This is a genomic window from Pseudomonas sp. AE27, from assembly GCF_037113495.1.
Classification (GTDB): domain Bacteria; phylum Pseudomonadota; class Gammaproteobacteria; order Pseudomonadales; family Pseudomonadaceae; genus Aquipseudomonas; species Aquipseudomonas palmensis.
In genome coordinates this window covers 5,242,708-5,268,227 of the sequence record NZ_CP146966.1, presented here as the reverse complement: position 1 = coordinate 5,268,227, position 25,520 = coordinate 5,242,708, and the positions used below count along the sequence as shown (strand labels likewise).

The following is a 25,520-nucleotide window of genomic DNA, read 5'->3' as shown; positions in this document are numbered from 1 at the left end:
AGAAACGATCCCTGTCCATGCCCACCCGCCCTGTCGCCCTCGATGAAATCGACCGTCAACTGATCGCCGCCCTGCAGATCAACGCCCGCGAAAGCGTGGCCATGCTTGCCCGGCAACTGGGCATTGCCCGCACCACCGTGACCTCGCGCCTGGCGCGCCTGGAGAAAACCAACGTCATCAGCGGTTACGGCGTGCGCCTTGGCCAGCGCGTGATCGACGGCGGCCTGCAGGCCTATGTGGGCATCACCGTGCGCCCCCGCTCGGGCAAGGAGGTGGTACGCCGCCTGAGCGCCATGGGGCAGATCCAGCAGTTGTGTGCGGTCAGTGGCGAGTTCGACTATGTGGCGTGGCTGCGCAGCGATTCGCCCGAACAACTGGACCAGTTGCTCGACCAGATCGGCAGTGTCGAGGGCGTGGAGAAAACCACCACCTCGATCATCCTCAGCAGCAAGGTGGACCGCGGCCAACCGGTTTGACACGCCTGGAAACCATGACCTGACAGGTTGCCTGCGTACTCGCGTATAGGATCGACACAACGTCACCTTGACGATGGAACGTCGAGCCCAGAATATATACGCAGGTAACGTAGAGTACATGGACGCACTTTTTATCGAGCTGCCAGCCTTCGAACGCTTTCGGGCGGCGTACCTGTCCGATGATGCCTTTACCGCATTGCAAGTGCAGCTTCTGCGCAATCCCGATGCGGGTGCGGTGATCCAAGGCGTAGGAGGGCTGCGCAAACTTCGCTTCGTCGACGACTTTCGGCACAAGGGCAAACGCGGAGGCATCCGGATTATCTATTACTGGTGGGACGGCGGTGCTCAATTCTGGCTGTTCACCCTGTACGGCAAGGATGAGCAGGCCGACCTGAGCAGTGCACAGCGAAAATTACTGAAACAGCGTCTGGAACAAGAGCTGGCCGCGAGGGCAAAACATGAAACGTGACATTTTTTCCGAACTGAACGAAGGCATCGATGCCCTGGCCGATGCACGCCTGGGCAAGCTGACCCTGCGCTCCCATCACGTAAAGCTTGAAGCCTTGCAGGCGATGGGTGCCGATGAACTGGTGCAGATACGCGAGCAGTTGAACATGTCGCGACCGGTGTTCGCCATGTACCTGCGTACCAATGCCCGCACCTTGGAAAACTGGGAGCAGGGCCGAGCCAAACCCAACGCCCAGGCGGTCACACTGATCCGGTTGGTACAGCAGTACCCGGAGACGGTGGCGCACCTGGCGGCACTGATCTGACCGACGTTCATCTGCACAGGTGTCCTGCCGACGAAGGGACGAAAGGCATCACTCTGAACAGTCACCCCGTCACAATGACAAAAATCCCCACAAAACGACGACACTCTGCATCTTAATAACCAACACCCTCCCCTCGTAGAATGACCGCCAGCATTTCCTATACTCAAGCTCCGCTCCCCGCGCAGCCCTGGCAAGGTCTCCCATGAACAAGAACAATCGCCACCCCGCCGACGGCAAAAAACCGGTCACCATCTTCGGCCCGGACTTCCCCTTCGCCTTCGACGACTGGATCGAGCACCCGGCCGGCCTGGGCAGCATTCCCGCCGAGCGCCACGGTGAGGAGGTGGCCATCGTCGGTGCCGGCATCGCCGGCCTGGTGGCCGCCTACGAGCTGATGAAGCTGGGCCTCAAGCCGGTGGTGTACGAGGCGTCGAAAATGGGCGGGCGCCTGCGCTCGCAGACCTTCTCCGGCGCCGAAGGCATCGTCGCCGAGCTGGGTGGCATGCGCTTCCCGGTGTCTTCCACGGCCTTCTATCACTACGTCGACAAGCTGGGCCTGGAGACCAGACCCTTCCCCAACCCGCTGACCCCCGCCTCCGGCAGCACGGTGATCGACCTCGAGGGCCAGACCCACTACGCCGAAAAACTCAGCGACCTGCCGGCACTGTTCCAGGAAGTGGCCGATGCCTGGGCCGATGCGCTGGAGGATGGCGCACGCTTCGGCGACATCCAGCAGGCAATCCGCGATCGCGACGTGCCGCGCCTGAAGGCGCTGTGGAACACCCTGGTGCCGCTGTGGGACGACCGCACCTTCTACGACTTCGTCGCCACCTCCAAGGCCTTCGCCAAGCTCAGCTTCCTGCACCGCGAAGTGTTCGGCCAGGTGGGCTTCGGCACCGGCGGCTGGGACTCCGACTTCCCCAACTCGATGCTCGAGATCTTCCGCGTGGTGATGACCAACTGCGACGATCACCAGCACCTGGTGGTGGGCGGTGTCGAGCAGGTGCCCCTGGGCATCTGGCGGCATGTGCCGCAACGCTGCGCCCACTGGCCGCAAGGCACCAGCCTCAGCTCGTTGCACCGTGGCACGCCACATTCAGGGGTGAAAAGCATCGCCCGCGCCGACGATGGGCGCCTGGCCGTTACCGACACCTGGGGCGTCACCCGCCATTACGCCGCGGTGCTCACCACCTGTCAGAGCTGGCTGCTGACCACCCAGATCGAGTGCGAGGAGTCGCTGTTCTCGCAGAAGATGTGGATGGCCCTGGACCGCACCCGCTACATGCAGTCGTCCAAGACCTTCGTGATGGTCGACCGCCCGTTCTGGAAGGACAAGGACCCGCAGACCGGCCGCGACCTGATGAGCATGACCCTCACCGACCGCCTCACCCGCGGCACCTACCTGTTCGACAACGGCGACGACAGGCCGGGGGTGATCTGCCTGTCGTACTCGTGGATGAGCGATGCGCTCAAGATGCTGCCGCACCCGGTGGAAAAACGCGTGAAACTGGCGCTGGACGCCCTGAAGAAGATCTACCCCAAGGTCGATATCGCCGGGCACATCATCGGCGACCCGATCACCGTGTCGTGGGAAGCCGACCCGCATTTCCTGGGGGCGTTCAAGGGCGCCCTGCCCGGCCATTATCGTTACAATCAGCGCATGTACGCGCACTTCATGCAGCAGGACCTGCCTGCCGAGCAGCGCGGCATCTTTATCGCAGGCGACGACGTCTCCTGGACCCCGGCCTGGGTCGAAGGCGCGGTGCAGACTTCGCTCAACGCGGTATGGGGCATCATGAACCACTTCGGTGGCCGCACCCACGCCGACAACCCCGGCCCTGGCGATGTATTCAACGAGATCGGCCCGATCGCCCTGGCCGACTGAAAGGAGAGACCCATGCGCATAGCCCTGTACCAGGGCCAGCCCCACCCGATGGACGTGGCCGGCAACCTCGAGCGCCTGCACCAGCAGGCGCAGCTGGCGGCGGCACGCGGCGCCGAACTGCTGGTGTGCCCCGAGATGTTCCTCAGCGGCTACAACATCGGCAGCGAAGCGGTCGCACGCCTGGCCGAGCCGCAGGACGGCGCATCGGCCATGGCCGTGGTGGAAATCGCCCAGGCCAACCGCATCGCCATCGTCTACGGCTACCCCGAGCTTGGCGAGGACGGCCAGGTGTACAACAGCGTGCAGTTGATCGACGCCCACGGCAGCAGCCTGGCCAACTACCGCAAGACCCACCTGTTCGGCGGGCTGGACCGCGCCATGTTCAGCCCCGGCCCCGACCATTTCCCGGTGGTCACGCTCAATGGCTGGCAGCTGGGCCTGTTGATCTGCTACGACATCGAGTTCCCGGAAAACGCCCGCCGCCTGGCCCTGGCCGGGGCCGAGCTGATCGTGGTGCCGACAGCCAACATGCGGCCCTACGATTTCATCTGCCAGTTCACCGTGCGCGTACGCGCCCAGGAGAACCAGTGCTACCTGGTGTATGCCAACTACTGCGGCGCCGAGGAGCAGATCCACTATTGCGGCCAAAGCAGCATCATCGGCCCGGACGGCAGCCTGCTGGCCATGGCCGGGCATGAGCCCACGCTGCTGGTGGCCGACCTCGAGCTGCAACGGGTGCACGAAGGCCGCGCCAGCACACCGTACCTGCACGACCTGCGTGTGGAACTCCACGGCGGCCCGCGCAAGCACTGATTTATCCGCTAGCATGACGGTTCGCACGTTACCGGAGCCGTCATGTCCTGCGCCCACCTCACCCTGCCCAACGGCCTGCACGTCACCCTGCGCCATGCACCGCGGCTCAAGCGCTGTGCAGCGGCAGTGCGGGTGCGCGCCGGCAGCCACGATGCTCCCAACGCCTGGCCGGGGCTGGCGCACTTTCTCGAACACCTGTTCTTTCTCGGCAACCGGCGCTTTGCCATCGACGACGCCCTGATGCGCTACGTGCAGCGCCAGGGCGGCCAGGTCAATGCCAGCACGCGGGAGCGCACCACCGACTTCTTCTTCGAAGTGCCGGCTGCCGCCTTCGAGGGGGGCATCGAGCGCTTGTGTGAAATGCTCGCCAACCCCCAGGCCGACCGTGCGCAACAGCTGCGCGAGCGCGAAGTGATCCATGCCGAGTTCATTGCCTGGGCGCGCAACCCCGAAGCGCAGCGTCAGCACGCACTGCTGCAGAGCGTGTCGGCGCAGCATCCGCTGAGCGGTTTTCACGCTGGCAACCGCTACAGCCTGCCGGTACCCGACGCGGCCTTCCAGAGCGCCCTGCAAGCTTTTCACCAACGCTACTACCAGGCCGGGCAGATGACCCTGAGCCTGGTCGGCCCACAGCCGCTGGCCACCCTTGAAGCCCTGGCCATGCAGTACGGCGCCGTCTTCGCACCCGGGCAGCCCATCGAACAAGGCCCGGCACCGGCGCTGCAGCTTCGCGCTGCGCGGGTTGAACAGCTGCCCGGGCAACGGGATGTGCTGCTCGGCTATGAACGGCTGCCCGCCGGCGCTGCCCAGGCGATCGCCTTTCTCGACACCTGGCTTTCGGACACCCGCCCGGGCGGGCTGCTGGCCGCTTTGCGCGAACGGCGCTGGCTGGAGGATTTCAGTTTTTCGGCATTGCATCAGTTCGCCGCACAGGCACTGCTGCACGCGCGCTTCAAGCTCAATGACGCGGCACCTGCCGACCAGGTCGAAGACCTGTTCCGGGACTGGCTGAGCTTCTTGCGCGATGCCGACCTGACGGCGCTGAACAGCGAATATGCACGTATCCAGCAGTCACGCGCGCTGGCCGCCGGCGCCCTGGAACTGGCGCGCCGCGACAGCAGCGGCCAGCCATTCAGTGCACTCGACGCCCAGGGCCTGGCGGCACTGCAAGGCCTGCTCGAACCCTTCACCGAGCAAGCCCGCCAGCCCTGGCGACTGCCACCTGCCGAGCCCTTGCTGGCCGTCGGGTTCAGCGATGCACCCGCCACGCCGACACCCGCCGGGGTTATCCACAGCCCGGCGCTGCCGGCCGTGCGGCAGTACGGCGTGATCTACCTGCGCTGGCAGGTGCGCTCGGCGTTGCGCGTGCGGCTGTGGCGCGTACTCGAAGGTGCCCTGCGCCCACTGGTCGAGCGCGCCACCCGCGCCTCGGTGGAGCTGCAATGGAGCGAGTGCGAGCACCTCTGGCAACTGCGCTGCGCCGGGTCACCGCCCGCCATTGTCGCAGTCGTCGAGCAGGCATTGGCGCTGCTGCGCCTGCCTGCCGCCCAGGACTGGAGCGCAGGCTCAGGCACCGAGCCGGCGCTGATCCCGATCCGCCTGCTGCTAAAGCAGTTGCCGGGCTATATCGTCGCGCGTGACCCGGGGCCATTGCCGGCCTGCCTGATCGCCCAGCCCGAGCTGGATGCGCTCTGGCAGCATGCCCGCTGGCAGGGCATGACCTGCGGCTTCACCGAAGCGGTGCAGCCGGCGCTGAATGCGCTGCTGGCCCAGGTACCGGGACAGCCGGGCATGGCCGAGCCGATAACCGGCGATGCCACAGGGCCCTGGCAGCATGTGCCGCTGCCCGAAGGCGAGCACGCACTGCTGGTGTTCTGCCCCGCCCCGCCCGGCAGCGAGGCGGTGTACCGGCTGCTGGCACATCGACTGCAAGGGCCCTTCTACCAGCGCCTGCGGGTGGAGCTGCAACTGGGCTATGCAGTGTTCAGCGCATTGCGCCAGGTGCAGGGCCATACCGGCCTGCTGCTGGGCGTGCAGTCGCCCAAGGCCGACCCGGCACAGATTCTCGAGCACATGCGCTGGGTGGTCGCAGGCTTCACCCATGACCTCACCGATGATGCCGAGGCGCGTCAGGCCCTGGCGGCGCAGTTCCACGAACCGGACATGGGCAATGCCGACGTCGCCGAATGGGCCTGGCAGGCCCGGCTGGCCGGCAGCGACACCCCCAGCCTGGACACGCTGCGACAGCAGCTGCTGGCGGTCACCGCACAGCAGCTCGAACACGCCGCCCGGCACCTGTTCGACAACGCCCTGTACCTGGCCAGCGCCGCACAGGGCGGATTGTTACCGGCAACGCAACAGCCTTTCTCGCAGGTTTAACCAAACTGTCCATTAATTTTAGTAAGATGGCGCTACCCGGGCCGTTGTAACCCCTTGTTTCAAAGGGGGGCCTAAATATGTAGCCACCCGCCCCCAGACCTATCCGGAAGGAGTACTCCCATGTGGACCAAACCTGCTTACACTGACCTGCGTATTGGCTTTGAAGTGACCATGTATTTCGCAAGTCGCTGAGTCTGCTTGCGGTACAACGCCTCGGTCAGCCGGGGCGTTTTCATTTTTGGACGCAGCAGGAGTGGCCATGTACATCCAGATTCTAGGTTCCGCCGCCGGCGGCGGTTTCCCGCAGTGGAACTGCAACTGCGACAACTGCAAGGGCTTTCGCGACGGCACCTTGCGCGCCAGCGCACGCACCCAGTCCTCGATCGCGCTGTCCGACGACGGGGTGCACTGGGTGCTGTGCAACGCCTCGCCGGACATCCGCGCGCAGCTGCAAGGCTTCGCCCCCATGCAGCCGGCCCGCGCCCTGCGCGACACCGGGATCAACGCGATCATCCTGCTCGACAGCCAGATCGACCACACCACCGGCCTGCTCAGTCTGCGCGAAGGTTGCCCGCACCAGGTGTGGTGCACCGACATGGTCCACCAGGACCTGAGCACCGGCTTCCCTCTGTTCACCATGCTCAGCCACTGGAACGGTGGCCTGCAGTGGAACCGCATAGAGCTCGAAGGCAGCTTCGTGATCGAGGCGTGCCCGAACCTACGCTTTACCCCGTTCCCGCTGCGCAGCGCCGCGCCGCCCTACTCGCCGCACCGCTTCGACCCGCACCCGGGCGACAACCTGGGGCTGATGGTCGAAGACCTGCGCACCGGCGGCAAGCTGTTCTACGCCCCGGGCCTTGGCCAGTTCGACGACAAGCTGCTGCAACTGATGCACGACGCCGATTGCCTGCTGGTCGACGGCACGCTGTGGGAGGATGATGAGATGCAGCGCCGCGGTGTCGGTACCCGCACGGGCCGCGAGATGGGTCACCTGGCACAGAATGGCCCCGGCGGCATGCTCGAGGTACTCGAAGGCTTCCCCGACCAGCGCAAGGTACTTATCCACATCAACAACACCAACCCGATTCTCGATGAAGACTCCGCCGAGCGCGCCGAACTGGCCCGCCGCAACGTCGAAGTGGCCTTCGACGGCATGAGCATCGAGCTGTAGGAGCCCCCATGAGCGAAGCCGTACCGCTTTCCCCCGCCGCGTTCGAGCAGGCCTTGCGCGCCAAGGGCGCCTACTACCACATCCATCACCCCTACCACGTGGCCATGTATGAAGGCCGCGCCAGCCGCGAGCAGATCCAGGGCTGGGTCGCCAACCGCTTCTACTACCAGGTCAACATCCCGATGAAGGATGCGGCGATCCTGGCCAACTGCCCGGACCGCGAGATCCGCCGTGAGTGGATCCAGCGCCTGCTCGACCACGACGGCGCCCCCGGCGAAGACGGCGGCATCGAAGCCTGGCTGCGCCTGGGCCAGGCCGTGGGCCTGGACCCCGACCAGCTACGCTCGCAGCAGCTGGTGCTGCCCGGCGTGCGCTTCGCGGTCGACGCCTACGTCAACTTCGCCCGCCGTGCCAGCTGGCAGGAAGCGGCCAGCAGCTCGCTGACCGAACTGTTCGCCCCGCAGATCCACCAGTCACGCCTGGACAGCTGGCCACAGCACTATCCCTGGATCGACCCGGCCGGCTACGAGTACTTCCGCACCCGCCTGGGCCAGGCCCGGCGCGATGTGGAGCATGGCCTGAGCATCACCCTGCAGCACTACACCACGGTGCAGGGTCAACAACGCATGCTGGAGATTCTTCAGTTCAAGCTCGATATTCTGTGGAGCATGCTCGACGCCATGAGCATGGCCTATGAACTGAACCGCCCGCCCTACCACAGCGTCACCAGCGAGCGGGTGTGGCACAAGGGGATCACCTTATGAGTTTCGACCGTTCGAAGACGCCGCACTGGCGCCCCGGCTACCGCTTCCAGTACGAACCGGCGCAGAAGGGCCATGTGCTGCTCTACCCCGAAGGAATGATCAAGCTCAACGAAAGCGCCGCGCTGATCGGCGGGCTGATCGACGGCAAGCGTGATGTGGCCGCGATCATTGCCGAGCTGGACGTTCAATTCCCCGGTGTACCCGAACTCGGTGACGACATCGAGCAATTCATGGAGGTCGCCCGTGAGCAACACTGGATCGTCCTTGAGTGAGGTACCGGCCAAGCCCGCAGTCGGCCTGCCGCTGTGGCTGCTGGCCGAGCTGACCTACCGCTGCCCGCTGCAATGCCCGTACTGCTCCAACCCGCTGGACTTCGCCGAGCAGGGCAAGGAGTTGAGCACCGAGCAGTGGTTCAAGGTGATGGCCGAGGCGCGTGAAATGGGCGCCGCGCAACTGGGCTTTTCCGGCGGCGAGCCACTGGTGCGCCAGGACCTGGCCGAGCTGATCGGCGAGGGGCGCCGCCTGGGCTACTACACCAACCTGATCACCTCCGGCATCGGCCTGACCGAACAGAAGATCGCCGACTTCAAGCGCGCCGGGCTGGACCACATCCAGATCAGCTTCCAGGCCAGCGACGAACAGGTCAACAACCTGCTGGCCGGCTCGAAGAAAGCCTTCGCGCAGAAGCTGGAGATGGCGCGCGCGGTCAAGGCCCACGGCTACCCGATGGTGCTGAACTTCGTCACCCACCGGCACAACATCGACAAGATCGACCGCATCATCGAGCTGTGCATCGCCCTGGAAGCCGACTTCGTCGAGCTCGCCACGTGCCAGTTCTACGGCTGGGCCAAGCTCAACCGCGCCGGCCTGCTGCCCACCCGCGCGCAGCTGGAGCGCGCCGAACGCATCACCAACGAATACCGCGAGAAACTGCAGGCTGCGGGCAACCCATGCAAGCTGATCTTCGTCACCCCCGACTACTATGAAGAGCGGCCCAAGGGCTGCATGAACGGCTGGGGCAGCATCTTCCTCACCGTCACCCCGGACGGCACCGCACTGCCGTGCCATGGCGCACGCCAGTTGCCGGTACAATTCCCCAACGTGCGCGAACACAGCATGCAGCACATATGGTATGACTCGTTCGGCTTCAATCGTTTTCGCGGTTACGACTGGATGCCCGAGCCGTGCCGCTCCTGCGACGAGAAAGAAAAGGACTTCGGCGGCTGCCGCTGCCAGGCCTTCATGCTGACCGGCGACGCCAGCAATGCCGACCCGGTTTGCGCCAAATCGGCGGACCACGGGATCATCCTCGCTGCTCGGGAGGAGGCCGAAACCGCCACCCAGACCATCGACCAGATGACCTTCCGCAATGATCGAAACTCCCGTCTCATCGCCCGCGGCTGAGCGTTTCAGCGCACAACAGGCGGTTGCCGCCGGCACCGACTACGCCGAACTCAAGCGCAGCCCGCTGGGGCTGTTCTGGAACGAGTTTCGCCCCCAGGACGGCGGTTGCCGCATCTGGCAGTGGCGTGACGGCCAGGCCCGCTGCCTGACCCCCGACGGCTTCAGCGTGCGCAGCCGCGTCTACGAGTATGGCGGCGGCGGTTTCTGCCTGAGCGACGACGGGCTGGTGTTCGTCAACGAAGCCGACCAGCAGCTCTACAGCCAGGGGCTCGGCGGCGGGCAGCCGCAGCCGCTGACCCACGGCCAGTGCCGCTACGGTGACCTGCGCTGGGGCGCCGGCCAGGTGCTGGCGGTTGAAGAAGACGCCGATGTGCACCGGCTGGTATCGATCGCCGCCGGCACCCGCACGGTACTGGCCGAAGGCGCCGACTTCTATGCCGCTCCCGCCCTCAGCGCCGACGGCCAGCGCCTGGCCTGGATCGAATGGAGCCGCCCGCACCAACCCTGGACTGCCACCCGCCTGCTGTGCGCCGAACGCCGCGATGCACACACCTGGGAAGCGCCGCGCTGCATCGCCGGCAGCGAGGCGCAACCGGAATCGCTGCAGCAGCCGCGCTTCGATGCCGACGGTCGCCTGTACTGCCTGTCGGATCGTGACGGCTACTGGCAACCCTGGGGCGAAACCCCGCAGGGCTGGGCAGCACTGCCGGCCGAGCGCGCCGACCATGCCGGCGCACCGTGGCAACTGGGCGCCAGCACCTGGCTGCCCCTGGACGGCGGCGGGTATCTGGCGAGCTGGTTCGAGGGCGGCTTCAGCCGCCTGGGCGTGCATCATGCCGATGGCACCCTGGAAGACTTCAGTGACGTCTACACCCGCTTTCGCTGCCTGGAGATCGACGACCGGTACCTGTATGCCATCGCCGCCTCTGCCATCAGCACGCCCGCCGTCATCGCCATCGACCGCCACAGCCATGCCGTTCAGGTGCTGGCCGGCGGTGCGATGCCCTTGCCCAGCGAACAGGTCAGCCAGCCGCGCAGCATCACCTACCCCAGCGGCGATGCCCAGGCGCACGCCTTCTTCTACCCGGCCATGAATGGTGTCGAGGCGCCGCCGCTGGTGGTGTTCGTGCATGGCGGACCGACCTCGGCGTGCTTCCCGGTGCTCGACCCGCGCATCCAGTACTGGACCCAGCGCGGCTTTGCCGTGGCCGACCTCAACTACCGTGGCAGCAGCGGCTATGGCCGCGCCTATCGCCAGGCCCTGCACCTGCGCTGGGGCGAAGTGGACGTGCAGGATGCCTGCGCGGTGGTCGACTTCCTGGCAGGGCAAGGGTTGATCGACCCGACGCAGGCGTTCATCCGCGGGGGCAGCGCCGGGGGCTACACCACGCTGTGTGCGCTGGCGTTCCAGAATGTGTTCCGTGGCGGGGCGAGCCTGTACGGGGTCAGCGACCCGCTGGCGCTGACGCGCGCCACGCACAAGTTCGAAGGCGATTACCTGGACTGGCTGATCGGCGACCCGCAGCAGGATGTGCAGCGTTATCAGGCGCGCACGCCACTGCTGCATGCCGCGCAGATCAAGGTGCCGGTGATTTTCTTCCAGGGCGAACTGGATGCGGTGGTGGTACCGGAGCAGACCCGTTCGATGCTGGCGGCGCTGAAGGCCAACGGGGTGCGTGCCGAAGGGCATTTCTACCCGACCGAGCGGCACGGGTTCCGGACGGCAGCGAACCTGGCGCATGCGCTGGAAGAAGAGTGGAAGTTCTACCGGGAGGTTCTGTCACGGCCATTGCCATTGTAGGAGCCAGCCTTGCTGGCGAATGTCCCAGCGCGGTCTGAACCGTACAGGCCCATTCGCCGGCAACGCCGGCTCCTACAGGCGATGGCCGCGACGCGGTCTAGCGCTTGGCGATGATGTACACCGCGTGCACGATCCCCGGAATGTAACCGCACAAGGTGAGCAGGATGTTCAGCCAGAAGGCGCCACCAAAACCCACCTGCAGGAACACGCCCAGCGGCGGCAACAGAATGGCGAAGATAATTCGGATCAGGTCCATCGGGCAGCTCCTTGTCTAAAGTCCTAACTACAGACTGCAAGCACCCCCCACTGGTTCAAATAGCCATCCCCCATAAAAAAACGCCCCAGGCCAAAAGGATCAGGCCCGGGGCGATGCGCAGGAACGCGAGACGGTTCGTTGAATTCGGTACGGCGCTACCGGGTCAGGCACGCCGCTGGTTGAGTTGCGCCGTGTGCACACGGGCAAAGGCACGCGCCAGGCGCAGCAGCATTTCGTCGATGTTGCCGCGGCTGACGGTCAGCGCCGGCGAAAAGCGCAGCACATTGGCCTGCGCCGCATTGAGCAGCAGCCCTTCCTGCAGCGCCGCCTTGACCAAGGCTGCGGCCGAGTCGTCGCTCAGCTCCAGGCCCCACAGCAAGCCCTGGCCGCGCACCTCGCCCTGGCCATAACGCCCCGCCAGGTGGCTCAGGCCATCACGCAGGTGCCGCCCCGACGCCTGCACCTGCTCCATGAAGCCCGGTTCCAGCACGGCATCGAGAATCGCCAGGCCCGCCGCACTCATCAGTGCATTGCCATGGTGACTGCCTTCCAGCTCGCCGGCCTCGGCGCAGCAGGCCGTACCCCGCGCCAGCAGGGCGGCCAGCGGCACACCGCCGCCCAGGCCCTTGCCCAGGGTGATGATGTCGGCGCGCACGCCGTAGGTCTGCTCGGCCAGCAGCGCGCCGCAACGGCCCACGCCGGTCTGCACCTCATCCAGGATCAGCAGGATGCCCAGTTCGCGGCACAGGCGCTCGACACCCTTGAGGTACTGCTGGGTGGCCGGGATCACCCCGGCCTCGCCCTGGATCGGCTCGAGCATGATCGCCACGGTACGCGAGTCCACTGCTGCATGCAGCGCGGCCAGATCGTTGAACGGCACCTTGCTGAAACCCGGCAGGCCGGGCTCGCAGCGGTTGCACGCCGACGGGTCGGAGGCCGACAGCGCCCCCAGGCTGCGCCCGTGGCAGCTCTGGCGCGCAGTGATGATGTGGTAGGCGCCATTGCGATGCAGCTGGCCCCACTTGCGCGCCAGCTTGATCGCACCTTCGCAGGCTTCGGCACCACTGTTGAGCAGGTAGGCCTGATCGCTGCCGGTGCTCTGGCACAGGCGGTTGACCAGGCTCAACAGGCCACGGTTATGAAAGCCGGCGCCGGGGTTTATCAATGCCTGGGCCTGGCTGCTCAGTGCCTGCACCAGCGCCTTGGGGCTGTGCCCGAGGCTGTTCACCGCGCAACCCTGGGTGAAATCCAGATAGGCGCGGCCTTCGTTGTCCCACAGCCACGAACCCTGGCCGCGCACGAACACCTGTGGCGCACGCTCGGTGGCCGGCATCAGGCATTCCCGCGACAGCTGCTCGGCCTGGGCCAGTGCCACCGGCGCCGGTGCCTGCTCGGCAGCGCGCGCCGCCTGGCGACGCAGATTGAACAGGTTCATGCGCGCAGCCCTTCCAGCGGCAGGCCAAGCAGGCGCGCGGTCCAGTCCTCGACCTGGCCGCTGCGCAGGCGCTTGATCGCGATGTCGCGCCAGCGTGACGAGAGGGCCGGACAATCCACCAGCTTTTTCAAACCCGCATGCTCCAGAGGTTCACGGTAAAAAGTATGCAGTGCCCAGGCCACGGTCAGGCCCGGGTAGCTGCGTTGTATCAGTTCGAATGGCTCGTCGGCGCTGACGAAGCCAGGCTTGAGCACCCGGTAGAACCAGCCGCAGCGCAGCGCGTCCTGCGCCTGTTGCGGCAGGTTCGGCAAACCCCAGCGATGGCTCAGGCGGTAGCACGGCGAGCGCGGCTGGCTGACCTGCAGCAGCGCCCCGCCCCAGCGGAACATGTCGCCCAGGCAGACGTGCTCTTCGGTAAGGCCGCGGGTCGAGAGGTTTTCGCCAAAACCCGGCGCGCACCAGTCGATCTGTGGATAACGTCGCCGCCACCAGGCGTAGTGCTCGGCCGGATAGTGGTGCAAGGCCCGCTCGGGGCCGGTATGGAAGCGCGGGTCGCCGTGTTCGTCGCTGCCCAGCCCCTGTGGCCATAACCACAGCCTTCTTGCAACCTGTTCCTTATCGATATCGGTGAGTAACCCATAACCGACATTTTTTGCCTTGCCTATGTAAACGCCATCCACATACACGGTATTCATCGCGCCTTCTGGCCCTGTAAACCTTGTGAATACGGGATAGACTAGGCTTCTCGCGGGCCTTCGGCCATTTCGTTTTTCGAGCTTTTTTGATAAGTATTGCTTATGGATTTTCGCCAACTGCGTTATTTCGTCGCGGTGTACGAAGAAGGCCATGTGGGCCGGGCCGCCGAACGCCTTTCACTGTCGCAGCCAGCGCTGTCGCAGCAGATCCGCCAGCTCGAACACAGCCTCGATGTGAGCCTGTTCGAACGGGGCAACAAGCGGCTGCTGCCAACCCTGGCCGCACACACCCTGTACAACCACGCCCTGCCCCTGCTCGACGGCCTGCAACGCGCCCGCGAGGCGTTGCGCAACTTCCGCGGGCAGGCCTTGCGGACCCTGGCCATCGGCGTGCTGCAGACGGTACGGCCGAGCCTGGTGCCGCAACTGCTCGACCGCCTGCGCAAGGCGCAACCACACCTGGTGGTGCAGATCTACGAACTGTCGGGGCTGGAGATCGAACGGCGCCTGCTCAACGGCACCCTGGACATCGGCATCAGCTACCTGCCGCCGCGCCAGCCGGGCCTTCACGGCCTGCTGCTGTACGAAGACGAGTTGCAACTGGTGATCCCGCACACGCATCCGCTGCGCGAATTCAAGAAGGTCTCGCTCAAGCAGGCCGCCGAACTGCCCATGCTGATGCTGGGCGAAGAGTTCCAGGTACGCCAGATCTGGCAGGCGCAACTGGCCAACCTCGGGCGCCGCCCGCAGGTGCAGGCCGAGATGAACAACATGGGCGGGATTCTCGACAGCCTGGCGCATACCTCGCTGGCAACCGTGTTGCCGGGGCGTGCGCGCGACGCCACGGACGATCCAGAGCTGCTCTGGAAGCCGCTGAGCGAGCCGCGGGTGCCACTGAAGGTAGGCCTGGTGTTTCGCGATGCGCAGCGCCAGCAGGCGTCGGTGGAGCTGCTGCGCAATCTGCTGGAGGAAGAGATCGACCCTCGCCAGATCGGCGGTTCACCTCTGGATGTGCTCGGCTAGAAAAAACCCGGGCAAAAGAAAACCCCGCCGAAGCGGGGTTTTGCAGACTGTTTCCCTGACATCCTTTTCGTCCCGCCGTCCTGGCAGGAAATCCTTCCGTGTCCCTGTTATGTACTGTGCGCATCCTGCGCGACGTCCATGAGGTGAAGATTAGCTGTGGATCCAATCTTACGGAAGAGGCCAAACGTCACCACGTCATGTAAGTAAATGCTTACATGACGCCGTCAGATCAAAACTGTTCCGCGTCGAGCAGGTACAACGACTCGCTGCCCGCCTTCACCGAAGCGCTGAGCGAGTGAATACGCGGCAGCAGGCGGGCGAAGTAGAAGCGTGCGGTGCCCAGCTTGCTGGCGTAGAAGTCGTCCTCACCCTGTTTGGCCAGGGCCGTGCGGGCCATCAGCGCCCACATGTAGGCATAGGCGGTGTAGCCGAAGGCGTGCAGGTACTCCACCGACGCCGCGCCGATTTCGTTGGGGTTCGCCTTGGCGCGGTCGAGCACCCAGGCGGTCAGTTCGTCGAGGCTGTCCAGCGCCGTCTCCAGCGGTTTGACGAACTCACCCAGCGCCGTGTCGGCGGTGGCGATGAAATGGCGGATCTCGTCGGCGAACAGCTTGTAGAACGCCCCGCCGCTGCCCACCACCTTGCGGCCCATCAGGTCCAGGGCCTGGATGCCGTTGGTGCCTTCGTAGATCTGGGTGATGCGCACGTCGCGCACCAGTTGCTCCTGGCCCCACTCGCGAATGTAGCCATGGCCGCCGAACACCTGCTGGCCATGCACGGTCACTTCCAGGCCCAGATCGGTGAGAAACGCCTTGGACACCGGCGTCAGCAGCGCCACCAGGTCTTCGGCGCGCTTGCCGGCCTCGCGGTCTTCACTGAACTTGGCGGTATCGAGCTGCATCGCAACATAGGTGGAGAAAGCCCGGCCGCCTTCGTTCAGTGCCTTCATGGTCAGCAGCATGCGCCGCACGTCGGGGTGCACGATGATCGGGTCGGCAGTCTTGTCCTTGGCCTGGGGCCCGGTAGGTGCACGGCTCTGCAGGCGGTCGCGGGCGTATTCGATGGCGTTCTGGTAGGAACGCTCGGCCGAGGCCAGGCCCTGGATGCCGACCCCCAGGCGCTCGTAGTTCATCATGGTGAACATCGCTGCCAGGCCCTTGTTCGGCTCGCCGACCAGGTAGCCCACGGCGCTGTCGAAGTTCATCACGCAGGTGGCCGAGGCCTGGATGCCCATCTTGTGCTCGATGGAGCCACAGGTGGCCGGGTTGCGCTCGCCCAGGCTGCCATCGGGGTTGACCAGGAACTTGGGCACCAGGAACAGCGAGATGCCCTTGGGCCCGGCCGGGGCGTCAGGCAGCTTGGCCAGCACCAGGTGGATGATGTTCTCGGTCAGGTCGTGTTCGCCGCCGGTGATGAAGATCTTGGTGCCGGTGACCTTGTAGCTGCCGTCGGCCTGCGGCTCGGCGCGGGTACGGATGATGCCAAGGTCGGTTCCGGCGTGGGGCTCGGTCAGGCACATGGAGCCGGCCCAGACCCCGGCGTACATGTTGGGCAGGTACCGCGTCTTGAGCTCCTCGCTGGCGTGAGCGTTGATCGACAGGCAGGCACCGGCGGTCAGCATCGGGTACAGGCCGAAGGCCAGGCTCGAGGAGTTGACCATTTCTTCGACCTGGGCAGAGATCACCTTGGGCATGCCCATGCCGCCATAGGCAGGGTCGCCGCCCACGCCCACCCAGCCACCATCGGCGTAGGTGCGGTAGGCATCGATGAAGCCGGCCGGGGTGCGCACGGCGCCGTTGTCCCAATGGCAGCCCTCTTCGTCGGCGCTGCGGCTCAGCGGAGCGATTCGCTGGCTGGTGACCTTGCCGGCTTCCTCGAGCACCGCCAGTGCGGTTTCTTCGTCGACCGCCTCGGCCAGCCCGGGCAGTTGTGCCCACAGCCGGGATACTTCGAAGACTTCGTTGAGGACGAAGCGCATATCGCGCAGGGGCGCTTTATAGTCAGCCATGGCAACCTCTCACACCTTGAGTCGGGACGGCCCCGCAGGGCCGCTACACAGTTGCGAGCCAGTGTAACCTAACAACTTTTGTGACACATAGGGTCATCTGGCGACCATATGGTCACTTCTGGTCACGCCGTGCGCACCGCTCCACGCTTGCTCTGGTGGCCGTAGGTCATGGTGCAGTTACGCCCCGCTCCCTTGGCACTGTACAGCGCCTGGTCGGCCGACTTGAGCACCTCATCGGGGCTGCGGTGCTCGGGCAGGCGCTCGGCGGCACCGATGCTGATGGTCACCGACACGCTGCTGGCCCCGGCCGCCCCACGGCGTTGTCGCCCCTGCTGGTCGTCCTGGGGGCGGCTGTCCTGGTTGCGCAGCTGGATATTGTAGTTGGCGATCACCTCGCGCACCGCCTCCAGGTGCGGCAGGCATTCCTCGATGGTCTTGGCCGCGAACACCAGGGCGAACTCCTCGCCGCCATAGCGGTAGGCGCGGCCCCCGCCGGTGACCTTGGACAGTTTGCTGGCCACCAGGCGCAGCACCTGGTCGCCGACGTCGTGCCCGTGGGTATCGTTGAATTTCTTGAAGTGGTCGACGTCGGTCATCGCCAGCACATAGTTGCGCCCCAGACGCTGCATGCGCTCGTTGAGCGCGCGGCGCCCCGGCAGGCCGGTGAGCTCGTCGCGAAATGCCATCTGGTAGGCCTCGTGGGAGACCGCGGCGGCGATCATCAGCATCACCTGGCTGCACATGATGTTCAGGGTGAAGGGCAGGATGAAGGTCTGCGGCAGCATCCAGAAGATCCCCATCAGACCGATCACCTGCGCCGCATGCAGCGGGCGCGGTTCGCGCAGGTACTGCACCACCAGCAGGATGAAGGCGAGCAGAAACACCGGGTAGGCCAGCTGGATCAGGCTCATCCACTGACCGTGCAGCGCCGGCCAGCGGATTTCCGCGAGCCAGTTGAGCAGCGCCTGCGGGTAGCTCTGCTCCAGCCCCAGCGCCGTGCTGCCGACCGCCAGCAGCACGGCAAAGCGCGCCACCATGTCCTGGAACAGGTGCGTGCGCTCCTGCCAGGCGCCGTACAGCGCAAACAGGATGGGCAGCAACAGGCACACCAGGTGGAACACCACGGCGGCGTCCTGGCGTACCACGCCATTGTCGCGGTAGTAGTCGGTCTGGGTGTCGAGCAGGAAGTAGGCGATATACACCGTGACCATCAGGAACAGTTCACGCTGACGGCGGTAGACCGTGCAGTAGGCCCCGCCCAGCAGCAGCACCAGGGTTGGCAGCACGTTGAACAGCGAGGTGAAGAAGACGTTGAGGTCTCTGACATAAGCAGCGGCGAGCCCCGACACCAGCAGGAACAGTGACGGCAGAAAATGGCTCAGTCGTACAGCGGATAAACGAAACAAGGGAATCTCCGACCCGGCAGATCAAGTAATGGCATTGTGCCTTTAATGTGTCGGCAGCGCACATGAATAGATGAATATGCCGGCAGCACTTGTAACGGCAGGGTAGGAGCAGGGCTTAGCACGTATTCGTTTCAGGTTCTGACTGGCGCATAAAAAAACCCGCCGGTAAGGGCGGGCTTTCTTGCTTCAGGCGATGACTCAGTACGAGAGGCCGAAGTGCTCTTCGTTCATGTCCATCAGGTTGCTCGCGCCCGACAGCATGGTTTCCACATGCGTGCGGGTCCGCGGCAGGATGCGCTGGAAGTAGAAGCGCGCGGTCTGCAGCTTGGCGGTGTAGAACGCCTCTTCGCTGGTGCCGGCAGCCAGTTTCTCGGCGGCCAGGCGCGCCATGTCGGCCCAGAAGTAGGCCAGGCAGGCGTAACCGGAGTACATCAGGTAGTCCACCGAGGCGGCACCGACTTCTTCGCGGTCCTTCATCGCGGCCATGCCGACCTTCATGGTCAGTTCGCCCCACTCCTTGTTCAACTTGGCCAATGGCGCGACAAACTCGCTGATGGCCTCGTTGCCTTCGTTGTTCTGGACGAACTTGTGCACGATCTTGGTGAAGCCCTTGAGCGCCTCGCCCTGGGTCATCAGCACCTTGCGGCCCAGCAGGTCCAGCGCCTGGATGCCGGTGGTGCCTTCGTACAGCATCGAGATGCGGCTGTCGCGAACGTTCTGCTCCATGCCCCACTCGGCGATGAAGCCGTGGCCGCCGTAGATCTGCACGCCGTGGTTGGCCGACTCGAAGCCGACTTCGGTCATGAACGCCTTGGCGATCGGGGTCATGAAGGCCAGCAGTGCGTCGGCCTTCTTCTTCTCTTCTTCGTCCTGGCTGTACTTGACGATGTCGACCTGCTTGGCGGTGAAGTACACCATCGCGCGGTTGCCTTCGGCGAAGGCTTTCATGGTCAGCAGCATGCGACGCACGTCCGGGTGGACGATGATCGGGTCAGCCGCCTTGTCCGGCGCCTTGGGGCCGGTCAGCGAACGCATCTGCAGGCGGTCGCGGGCATACTTCAGGCCACCCTGGAACGCCACTTCGGCGTGGGCCAGGCCTTGCAGCGCGGTACCCAGGCGAGCGGTGTTCATGAAGGTGAACATGCAGTTCAGGCCCTTGTTGGCCGGGCCGATCAGGTAGCCGGTGGCGGCGTCGAAGTTCATCACGCAGGTGGCGTTGCCGTGGATGCCCATCTTGTGTTCGATGGAGCCACAGGAAACGGCGTTGCGCTCGCCCACACCGCCTTCGGCGGTCGGCAGGAACTTGGGCACGATGAACAGCGAGATGCCTTTGGTGCCGGCCGGTGCATCGGGCAGGCGCGCCAGCACGATGTGCACGATGTTGTCGGCCATGTCGTGTTCACCGGCCGAGATGAAGATCTTGGTGCCGGTGACCTTGTAGGAACCGTCGGCCTGAGGTTCGGCCTTGGTGCGCAGCATGCCCAGGTCGGTACCGCAGTGCGGTTCGGTCAGGCACATGGTGCCGGTCCATTCGCCGGATACCAGCTTGGTCAGGTAGGTGTTCTGCTGCTCGGCGGTGCCGTGCTCGGAGATGGTGTTCATCGCGCCGTGCGACAGGCCTGGGTACATGCCCCACGACCAGTTCGACTCGCCGACCATTTCGCTGACCGCCAGGCCCAGCGACTCGGGCAGACCCTGGCCGCCGTGATCGACGTCATGGGCCAGGCTCGGCCAGCCGCCTTCTACGAACTGCTTGTAGGCTTCCTTGAAGCCGGTGGGGGTCTTAACGCCCGACTCGCTCCAGGTGCAGCCTTCCAGGTCGCCCACACGGTTCAGCGGGGCCAGTACCTGTTCACAAAACTTGGCGCCTTCCTCGAGGATCGCATCGACCATGTCGGGGGTGGCGTCCTGGCAAGCCGGCAGGCTCTGATAGTGCGCTTCGTAGCCCAGCAGTTCATCGCGAACGAAACGAATATCACGCAAGGGGGCTTTGTAATCAGGCATAGCGATGAACCTCTGCTGATGGATCCTTGAATAGGGAGACCGCGACATACACCGACCAGCTCTAGGCGGCTTTCGGTCAAACAGTTGTTTGAAACATACGTTTACGCCGAAACCTTGTCAAGCACCCCCATGAGGGCATTTCTGCCATGGCAGGCTACGCTCCGGCCCCGCTCGCCAGAACGCAGGCACGACAAGGCGCCCGGCCTTGGGCCAGGGCGTCGAGTCAGGATGTAGGGGTAAAACCGGGGAGGTGCGAGCGCCGGCTGGCTCAGGCGTAGGTATCGATCAGCGTGCCGAGCATTTCGTCGGAGGCCTTGGCCACTTTGACACCCAGCTCGACCTGATGCTTGCCCAGGGCAAGTTCGACGGTGCTGGTGGCCAGGTCCATCTGCTGGCTGCGGTCGACCGAGCGCAGGCGTTCGGCCTGGTAGTCGCTGGACTGGCTGGTGGCAGCACGTTCGACAGTGGTGTTGGCGATCTGGCTGGCGGCCTGATCGACGCGGTTCTGGCCGCTCTGAATGGCGCCCAGGCCGGCATAGAATGCGGAACTGCCCGAGATTTCCATTTCAAACTCTCCAGGTGACGGAAGGCACAGATGACATCAATGGCCCCTATTGAAGCAGACAACCCGGCAAAAGGCCCGTCAAAAACACTAATGGCACAGTGCCCTTCAATAGACTCAGCCTAGTCGAGCAAATCCAGCTGCAGGTATGCGGCCACCGCCTCGGCGTTGGCCACCTTGAGTTTTGGCACCCGGCCCAGGCAGGGGGCCGGCAGGCGTTCGGCAAGCGAAGCCAGGTTCTCCTCCAGGCGCGAGGTGCGCGGCTCGATGATGTTCGCCACCCAGCCGGCCAGTTGCAGGCCATCGCGGGCAATCGCCTCGGCACTGAGCAGCGCATGGTTGATGCAACCCAGGCGCACGCCTACCACCAGGATCACCGGCAGCTTGAGGGCAATCGCCAGGTCCGACAGATTGGCCTGATCGGACAACGGCACCCGCCAGCCACCCGCCCCTTCGATCAGGGTGAAATCGGCGTTGTGCGCCAGCACCGTGCGCATCGGCGCCAGCAACGCCTGCACGCTCAGCGCAACACCCGCCTCGCGGGCCGCCAGGTGCGGGGCGATGGCGGGCTCGAAGGCAAACGGGTTGAGCTGCGCATAGGGCAGCGTGAGGCTGCTTTGCGCGATCAGGGCCAGTGCATCGGCGTTGCGCAGGCCCTTGGGGGTCACCTCGCAGCCCGACGCTACCGGCTTGGCCCCAAGGGTACTCAGGCCGGCCAGACGTGCCGCATGCAGCAGGCCGGCGGCAATGGTGGTCTTGCCCACATCGGTATCGGTGCCGGCGATGAAATAGGCAGCATGCATCTCAATCCCCCTGGTGCTGCGGCTTGTGCAGTACCGCATAGACTACCTGATAGGTGGCGGGCAGTCCCTGCGGCTGGCGAAAGCGCTCGTAGGCCTGCAGCAGGCCCTGCATGCGTGCCCTGCCGGTCAGGCCGGCGGGGCGACCGGGGTTGAGGTTGTGTGCGCCCAGCGCCTTGAGCTCATGGGTCAGGCTGCGCACATCGGGGTAATGCAGTACATGGGGCCGGGCCTCCAGCCCGAGCACCTGCAGCCCGCTGTCGGCACACAGACGCTGGTAGTCCGCCAGAGGGCGGAAGCGATTGACGTGCACCAGCCCGTCCACCGCCTGCCAGCTTTCACGCAGCTCGAACAGCGTGCCCACGCACAGGCTGGCGAACGCCAGCACGCCCCCAGGCTGCAGAACCCGCTGCGCTTCACGCAGCACCGCAGCCAGGTCGGCGCACCACTGCACCGCCAGGCTGGAGAAGATCAGCCCGGCGCTGCCATCACGCAACGGCAGACGCTCGGCATCGCCCGCCACATGGTAATGCGCGCCCCCCAGCTCACGGGCATGCAGCAGCATGCCTTCGGCGATATCCACCGCCACACCCAGCCCTTGTGGATAACGTTGCTGCAAGTGCCGGCTGAAATGCCCGGTGCCACTGCCCAGATCGATCCAGCAACGCGGTTGCAACTCGGCGGGCAGCTGCGCCAGCAGATGAGCGCCCACCGCCCGCTGCAACGCGGCGACACTGTCGTAGCTGGCCGCAGCACGGGAAAACGAGGCCGCCACCTGGCGCTTGTCGGGCAAGGCGCCGGGCAGCCTGGGCAGGGAAAGATCAGTCATCGCCACTCTCGTGCAGGAAGGTCTTGATAAAGGTCGCCAACGCCTGGGCGTGCTCCAGCAGGAAGGCGTGGGCGCTGTCCTCGACAATGCCCACCTCGACGTCCTGCAGCAGTTCGAACAGCGCCTTGGCCGCCTCGACCGGCACCAGCGCGTCGCTGCCTGCGAACAGGTGCAACTGCGGGCCGCCGAAGTTGCTCAGCGCAGCCCGGGTATCGAGTTGCCGCAATACCTCCAGGCCCGTGGCCAGGTACAGCGGGTCGGTTGCCGGCACCCCCACCTCCAGCAACCGCGCCAGGCTGCGCGGCGCCTGCGCGCCCTGGCTGCACAGCGACTTGAAGCGCTTGAGCGTCACTTGCGTATGGCTACGGCAACCGTCGAGAAAGGTATTGAAGGTGTCGGTCGGCATGCCATGGGGCCAGTCCGCACGGGCCACGAAGCTGGCGTTGCTGCCCAGCGTCACCAGCCCGCAGCAGTGATCGCCGCGTCGCGCCGCCAGCTCGGCGGCGAGCATGCCGCCCAGCGACCAGCCTCCCAGCCAGGTGTCGGTAGGCAGCGTGCGGTCCAGGTGATCCAGCCATACAGGCACGTCACTGCCATCCAGCTCCGGCAGAGGCACCAGCTCCACATGCAGCTTGGCATCCAGGGCGCGCAAGCTCGCGGCCAGCGGCTCCAGTGCAGCGGTACCCAGGCCCCAGCCCGGCAACAGAATCAGTCGATCACGCATCAGCAGGCTCCAGCAGCGAATGACACTCGGCCAATGCATTCAACAATAGCTGTACCTGCGCGGCGCTGTGGGCGGCGGTCAGGGTCACGCGCAGCCGGGCACTGCCGGCCGGCACCGTCGGTGGACGGATCGCCGTGACCATCAGCCCGCGTTCGCGCAACATCGCCGACAGCCGCATGGCCCTTGCGGCATCGCCGATCAGAATCGGCTGGATCGGCGTGAAACTGTCCATCAGATGCAGGCCGATCTGCTCGGCGCCCTGACGGAACTGGCGGATCAGCGCAGCCAGGTGCTCGCGGCGCCAGTGCTCGTCACGCAGCAGTTGCAGGCTCCTGAGCGTGGCGCAGGCCAGGGCCGGTGGCTGGCTGGTGGTATAGATGTACGGGCGGGCGAACTGGATCAGGCACTCGATCAGTTCCTCACTGCCGGCGACGAACGCACCGGCGGTACCGAAGGCCTTGCCCAGGGTGCCGACCAGCACCGGTACCTGCTCCATGTCCAGGCCGAAATGCTCGACCACGCCACCGCCGTGGCGGCCCAGGGTGCCGAAGCCATGGGCATCGTCGACCATCAGCCAGGCGCCCCTGGCCTGCGCCTGGGCAGCCAGCGCCGGCAGGTCGGCGATGTCGCCATCCATGCTGAACACGCCATCGGTGACCACCAGCGCATTGCCGGTGGCCTTGTCCAGGCGCTTGCCGAGGCTGTCGGCATCGTTGTGCAGGTAGCGGCTGAAGCGCGCACCACTGAGCAACCCGCCATCCAGCAGCGAAGCATGGTTGAGGCGATCCTGCAGCACGCTGTCGCCCTGCCCCACCAGCGCGGTCAACGCACCCAGGTTGGCCAGGTAGCCGGTGGTGAACAGCAGCGCGCGCGGGCGACCGGTAAACTGTGCCAGGGCCAGTTCCAGTTCATGGTGCGGCGAGCTGTGGCCGATCACTAGGTGCGACGCCCCGCCGCCCACGCCCCAACGCTCAGCGCCCGCACGCCAGGCGTCGATCACCTCGGGGTGGTTGGCCAGGCCCAGGTAGTCGTTGCTGCAAAACGCCAGCAACGGCGTGCCGTCCACCATCACCTGCGGCCCCTGCGGGCTCTGCAGCAGGGGGCGCTGGCGATACAGCGCCGCAGCGCGCCGTTGTTCCAGGCGCGCACTCAGATCAAAGCTCATGGCGACCTCAGGCGGAGGCGGCGTCGTAGCACAGCTCGCTGCTCTTCTGCTCGATCAGCGCCTGCTCGATGGCCGCCTGGTGCACCTCGTCGGCGTGCTCTTCGCGCGCTTCAGGCTGGATGCCCAGGCGCGCGAACAGTTGCATGTCCTTGTCGGCCTGCGGGTTGGCGGTGGTCAGCAGCTTCTCGCCGTAGAAGATCGAGTTGGCCCCGGCGAAGAAGGCCAGTGCCTGCATCTGTTCGTTCATCGCCTCGCGCCCGGCCGACAGGCGCACATGGGACTGCGGCATGAGGATGCGCGCCACTGCCAGCATGCGGATGAAGTCGAACGGGTCGACGTCTTCGGCATTCTCGAGCGGCGTGCCCGCCACCTTCACCAGCATGTTGATCGGCACCGATTCGGGGTGCTCCGGGAGGTTGGCCAGCTGGATCAGCAGCCCGGCGCGGTCGTCCAGCGATTCGCCCATGCCCAGGATCCCGCCCGAACAGATCTTCATCCCGGCATCGCGCACATAAGCCAGGGTCTGCAGGCGCTCGCCGTAGGTGCGGGTGGTGATGATGCTGCCGTAGAACTCCGGCGAGGTGTCCAGGTTGTGGTTGTAGTAGTCCAGGCCGGCCTGGGCCAGGGCCACGGTCTGCTCCTGGTCGAGCTTGCCCAGGGTCATGCAGGTTTCCAGGCCCAGGGCCTTGACCCCTTTGACCATCTGCAGCACGTAGGGCATGTCCTTGGCCGACGGGTGCTTCCATGCCGCGCCCATGCAGAAGCGCGTGGAGCCGATGGCCTTGGCCCGGGCGGCCTCCTCCAGCACCTTCTGCACCTCCATCAGCTTCTGTTTTTCCAGGCCGGTGTTGTAGTGGCCGGACTGCGGACAATATTTGCAATCTTCCGGGCATGCGCCGGTCTTGATCGACAGCAAGGTCGAGACCTGAACGCGGTTGGCGTCGAAATGCGCGCGGTGAACGGTCTGCGCCTGAAACAGCAGGTCGTTGAACGGTAGCTGGAACAGTGCTTTGACTTCGGCCAGGGACCAGTCGTGACGAAGCGTTGCAGTTGTGCTGGCGCTCATGGGTGTTTCCTTGTTTAGGCTTGTACTGGCGCCGGGACAGGAAAGCCCGCCAGCGCATCACGGATAGCTCGCATAGTTAAG

General features: G+C 65.3%; 25 protein-coding genes. 13 read left to right on the top strand and 12 right to left on the bottom strand.

Annotation, left to right across the window (positions count from 1 at the left end; translation table 11 throughout):
• Positions 1 to 17: 17 nt before the first annotated feature.
• The 12 genes from V9K84_RS24115 (at position 18) to V9K84_RS24060 (ending at position 11,466) form a co-directional block, all read left to right on the top strand.
• Entirely contained in the window at positions 18 to 476 is a 459-nt protein-coding gene (locus tag V9K84_RS24115; protein ID WP_054915967.1) for an Lrp/AsnC family transcriptional regulator, read from the top strand.
• A 118-nt stretch (positions 477 to 594) separates the two neighbouring features.
• Positions 595 to 945: a toxin gene (locus V9K84_RS24110; RefSeq protein ID WP_088514294.1), complete on the top strand. Its 351-nt coding sequence runs from the start codon at positions 595 to 597 to the stop codon at positions 943 to 945.
• Entirely contained in the window at positions 935 to 1,249 is a 315-nt protein-coding gene (locus tag V9K84_RS24105) for a transcriptional regulator (RefSeq protein ID WP_088514293.1), read from the top strand. The genes V9K84_RS24110 and V9K84_RS24105 overlap by 11 nt, the downstream gene beginning before the upstream one ends.
• Before the next feature lie 202 nt (positions 1,250 to 1,451).
• Complete coding sequence (locus V9K84_RS24100) at positions 1,452 to 3,134, top strand: NAD(P)/FAD-dependent oxidoreductase (protein ID WP_043863697.1); 1,683 nt, start codon at positions 1,452 to 1,454, stop codon at positions 3,132 to 3,134.
• A 12-nt stretch (positions 3,135 to 3,146) separates the two neighbouring features.
• A complete protein-coding gene (locus tag V9K84_RS24095) occupies positions 3,147 to 3,947 on the top strand; it encodes a carbon-nitrogen hydrolase family protein (protein ID WP_054915968.1) in 801 nt (266 codons plus the stop codon).
• A gap of 42 nt (positions 3,948 to 3,989) precedes the next feature.
• A complete protein-coding gene (pqqF, locus tag V9K84_RS24090) occupies positions 3,990 to 6,326 on the top strand; it encodes a pyrroloquinoline quinone biosynthesis protein PqqF (RefSeq protein WP_088514292.1) in 2,337 nt (778 codons plus the stop codon).
• A gap of 120 nt (positions 6,327 to 6,446) precedes the next feature.
• Positions 6,447 to 6,518 (top strand): pyrroloquinoline quinone precursor peptide PqqA, encoded by a 72-nt coding sequence (gene pqqA, locus V9K84_RS24085; protein WP_008365141.1) that lies wholly within the window; start codon positions 6,447 to 6,449, stop codon positions 6,516 to 6,518.
• A gap of 67 nt (positions 6,519 to 6,585) precedes the next feature.
• Positions 6,586 to 7,497, top strand: coding sequence for a pyrroloquinoline quinone biosynthesis protein PqqB (pqqB, locus tag V9K84_RS24080; protein ID WP_054915970.1), 912 nt, complete (start codon positions 6,586 to 6,588; stop codon positions 7,495 to 7,497).
• 8 nt (positions 7,498 to 7,505) lie between these two features.
• Positions 7,506 to 8,261 (top strand): pyrroloquinoline-quinone synthase PqqC, encoded by a 756-nt coding sequence (gene pqqC / locus V9K84_RS24075; RefSeq protein WP_088514291.1) that lies wholly within the window; start codon positions 7,506 to 7,508, stop codon positions 8,259 to 8,261.
• Complete coding sequence (gene pqqD, locus V9K84_RS24070; protein WP_043863692.1) at positions 8,258 to 8,533, top strand: pyrroloquinoline quinone biosynthesis peptide chaperone PqqD; 276 nt, start codon at positions 8,258 to 8,260, stop codon at positions 8,531 to 8,533. Before pqqC ends, pqqD begins: the two co-directional genes overlap by 4 nt.
• Positions 8,505 to 9,665: a pyrroloquinoline quinone biosynthesis protein PqqE gene (gene pqqE, locus V9K84_RS24065; protein ID WP_043863691.1), complete on the top strand. Its 1,161-nt coding sequence runs from the start codon at positions 8,505 to 8,507 to the stop codon at positions 9,663 to 9,665. The genes pqqD and pqqE overlap by 29 nt, the downstream gene beginning before the upstream one ends.
• Entirely contained in the window at positions 9,631 to 11,466 is a 1,836-nt protein-coding gene (locus V9K84_RS24060; protein ID WP_088514290.1) for a S9 family peptidase, read from the top strand. Before pqqE ends, V9K84_RS24060 begins: the two co-directional genes overlap by 35 nt.
• A gap of 97 nt (positions 11,467 to 11,563) precedes the next feature.
• Here V9K84_RS24060 and V9K84_RS24055 read toward each other — a convergent pair whose 3' ends face one another.
• From V9K84_RS24055 to V9K84_RS24045, 3 genes are all read right to left on the bottom strand, one after another.
• A complete protein-coding gene (locus V9K84_RS24055; RefSeq protein WP_011063854.1) occupies positions 11,564 to 11,722 on the bottom strand; it encodes a YqaE/Pmp3 family membrane protein in 159 nt (52 codons plus the stop codon).
• A gap of 163 nt (positions 11,723 to 11,885) precedes the next feature.
• Positions 11,886 to 13,157 (bottom strand): aminotransferase class III-fold pyridoxal phosphate-dependent enzyme, encoded by a 1,272-nt coding sequence (locus V9K84_RS24050; protein WP_043863689.1) that lies wholly within the window; start codon positions 13,155 to 13,157, stop codon positions 11,886 to 11,888.
• Positions 13,154 to 13,852, bottom strand: a complete 699-nt coding sequence (locus V9K84_RS24045) for an MOSC domain-containing protein (RefSeq protein WP_043863688.1) — start codon at positions 13,850 to 13,852, stop codon at positions 13,154 to 13,156. Before V9K84_RS24045 ends, V9K84_RS24050 begins: the two co-directional genes overlap by 4 nt.
• A gap of 102 nt (positions 13,853 to 13,954) precedes the next feature.
• Here V9K84_RS24045 and V9K84_RS24040 point away from each other — a divergent pair, with 102 nt between their 5' ends.
• Positions 13,955 to 14,875: a LysR substrate-binding domain-containing protein gene (locus tag V9K84_RS24040; RefSeq protein WP_043863687.1), complete on the top strand. Its 921-nt coding sequence runs from the start codon at positions 13,955 to 13,957 to the stop codon at positions 14,873 to 14,875.
• Positions 14,876 to 15,104: 229 nt separating this feature from the next.
• Here the strand turns inward: V9K84_RS24040 and V9K84_RS24035 are convergent, their stop codons facing one another.
• From V9K84_RS24035 to bioB, 9 genes are all read right to left on the bottom strand, one after another.
• Entirely contained in the window at positions 15,105 to 16,883 is a 1,779-nt protein-coding gene (locus V9K84_RS24035; protein ID WP_088514289.1) for an acyl-CoA dehydrogenase C-terminal domain-containing protein, read from the bottom strand.
• 122 nt (positions 16,884 to 17,005) lie between these two features.
• Positions 17,006 to 18,289 carry a GGDEF domain-containing protein gene (locus tag V9K84_RS24030; protein WP_043863685.1) on the bottom strand — a complete coding sequence of 428 codons (1,284 nt, stop codon included), beginning with the start codon at positions 18,287 to 18,289 and terminating at the stop codon, positions 17,006 to 17,008.
• Positions 18,290 to 18,487: 198 nt separating this feature from the next.
• Positions 18,488 to 20,293, bottom strand: a complete 1,806-nt coding sequence (locus tag V9K84_RS24025; protein ID WP_043863684.1) for a phenylacyl-CoA dehydrogenase — start codon at positions 20,291 to 20,293, stop codon at positions 18,488 to 18,490.
• A gap of 268 nt (positions 20,294 to 20,561) precedes the next feature.
• The gene (locus V9K84_RS24020; RefSeq protein ID WP_043863683.1) at positions 20,562 to 20,858 is read right to left on the bottom strand and encodes a hypothetical protein; all 297 of its coding nucleotides are present in this window, start codon (positions 20,856 to 20,858) and stop codon (positions 20,562 to 20,564) included.
• 119 nt (positions 20,859 to 20,977) lie between these two features.
• The gene (bioD, locus tag V9K84_RS24015) at positions 20,978 to 21,658 is read right to left on the bottom strand and encodes a dethiobiotin synthase (protein WP_088514288.1); all 681 of its coding nucleotides are present in this window, start codon (positions 21,656 to 21,658) and stop codon (positions 20,978 to 20,980) included.
• A gap of 1 nt (position 21,659) precedes the next feature.
• Positions 21,660 to 22,484, bottom strand: a complete 825-nt coding sequence (bioC, locus tag V9K84_RS24010; RefSeq protein ID WP_058541821.1) for a malonyl-ACP O-methyltransferase BioC — start codon at positions 22,482 to 22,484, stop codon at positions 21,660 to 21,662.
• Positions 22,477 to 23,208, bottom strand: coding sequence for an alpha/beta fold hydrolase (locus V9K84_RS24005; RefSeq protein WP_043863680.1), 732 nt, complete (start codon positions 23,206 to 23,208; stop codon positions 22,477 to 22,479). Before V9K84_RS24005 ends, bioC begins: the two co-directional genes overlap by 8 nt.
• Positions 23,201 to 24,373: an 8-amino-7-oxononanoate synthase gene (bioF, locus tag V9K84_RS24000; protein ID WP_088514287.1), complete on the bottom strand. Its 1,173-nt coding sequence runs from the start codon at positions 24,371 to 24,373 to the stop codon at positions 23,201 to 23,203. The genes V9K84_RS24005 and bioF overlap by 8 nt, the downstream gene beginning before the upstream one ends.
• 7 nt (positions 24,374 to 24,380) lie before the next feature.
• Positions 24,381 to 25,439 carry a biotin synthase BioB gene (bioB, locus tag V9K84_RS23995; protein ID WP_088514286.1) on the bottom strand — a complete coding sequence of 353 codons (1,059 nt, stop codon included), beginning with the start codon at positions 25,437 to 25,439 and terminating at the stop codon, positions 24,381 to 24,383.
• Positions 25,440 to 25,520 lie beyond the last annotated feature (81 nt).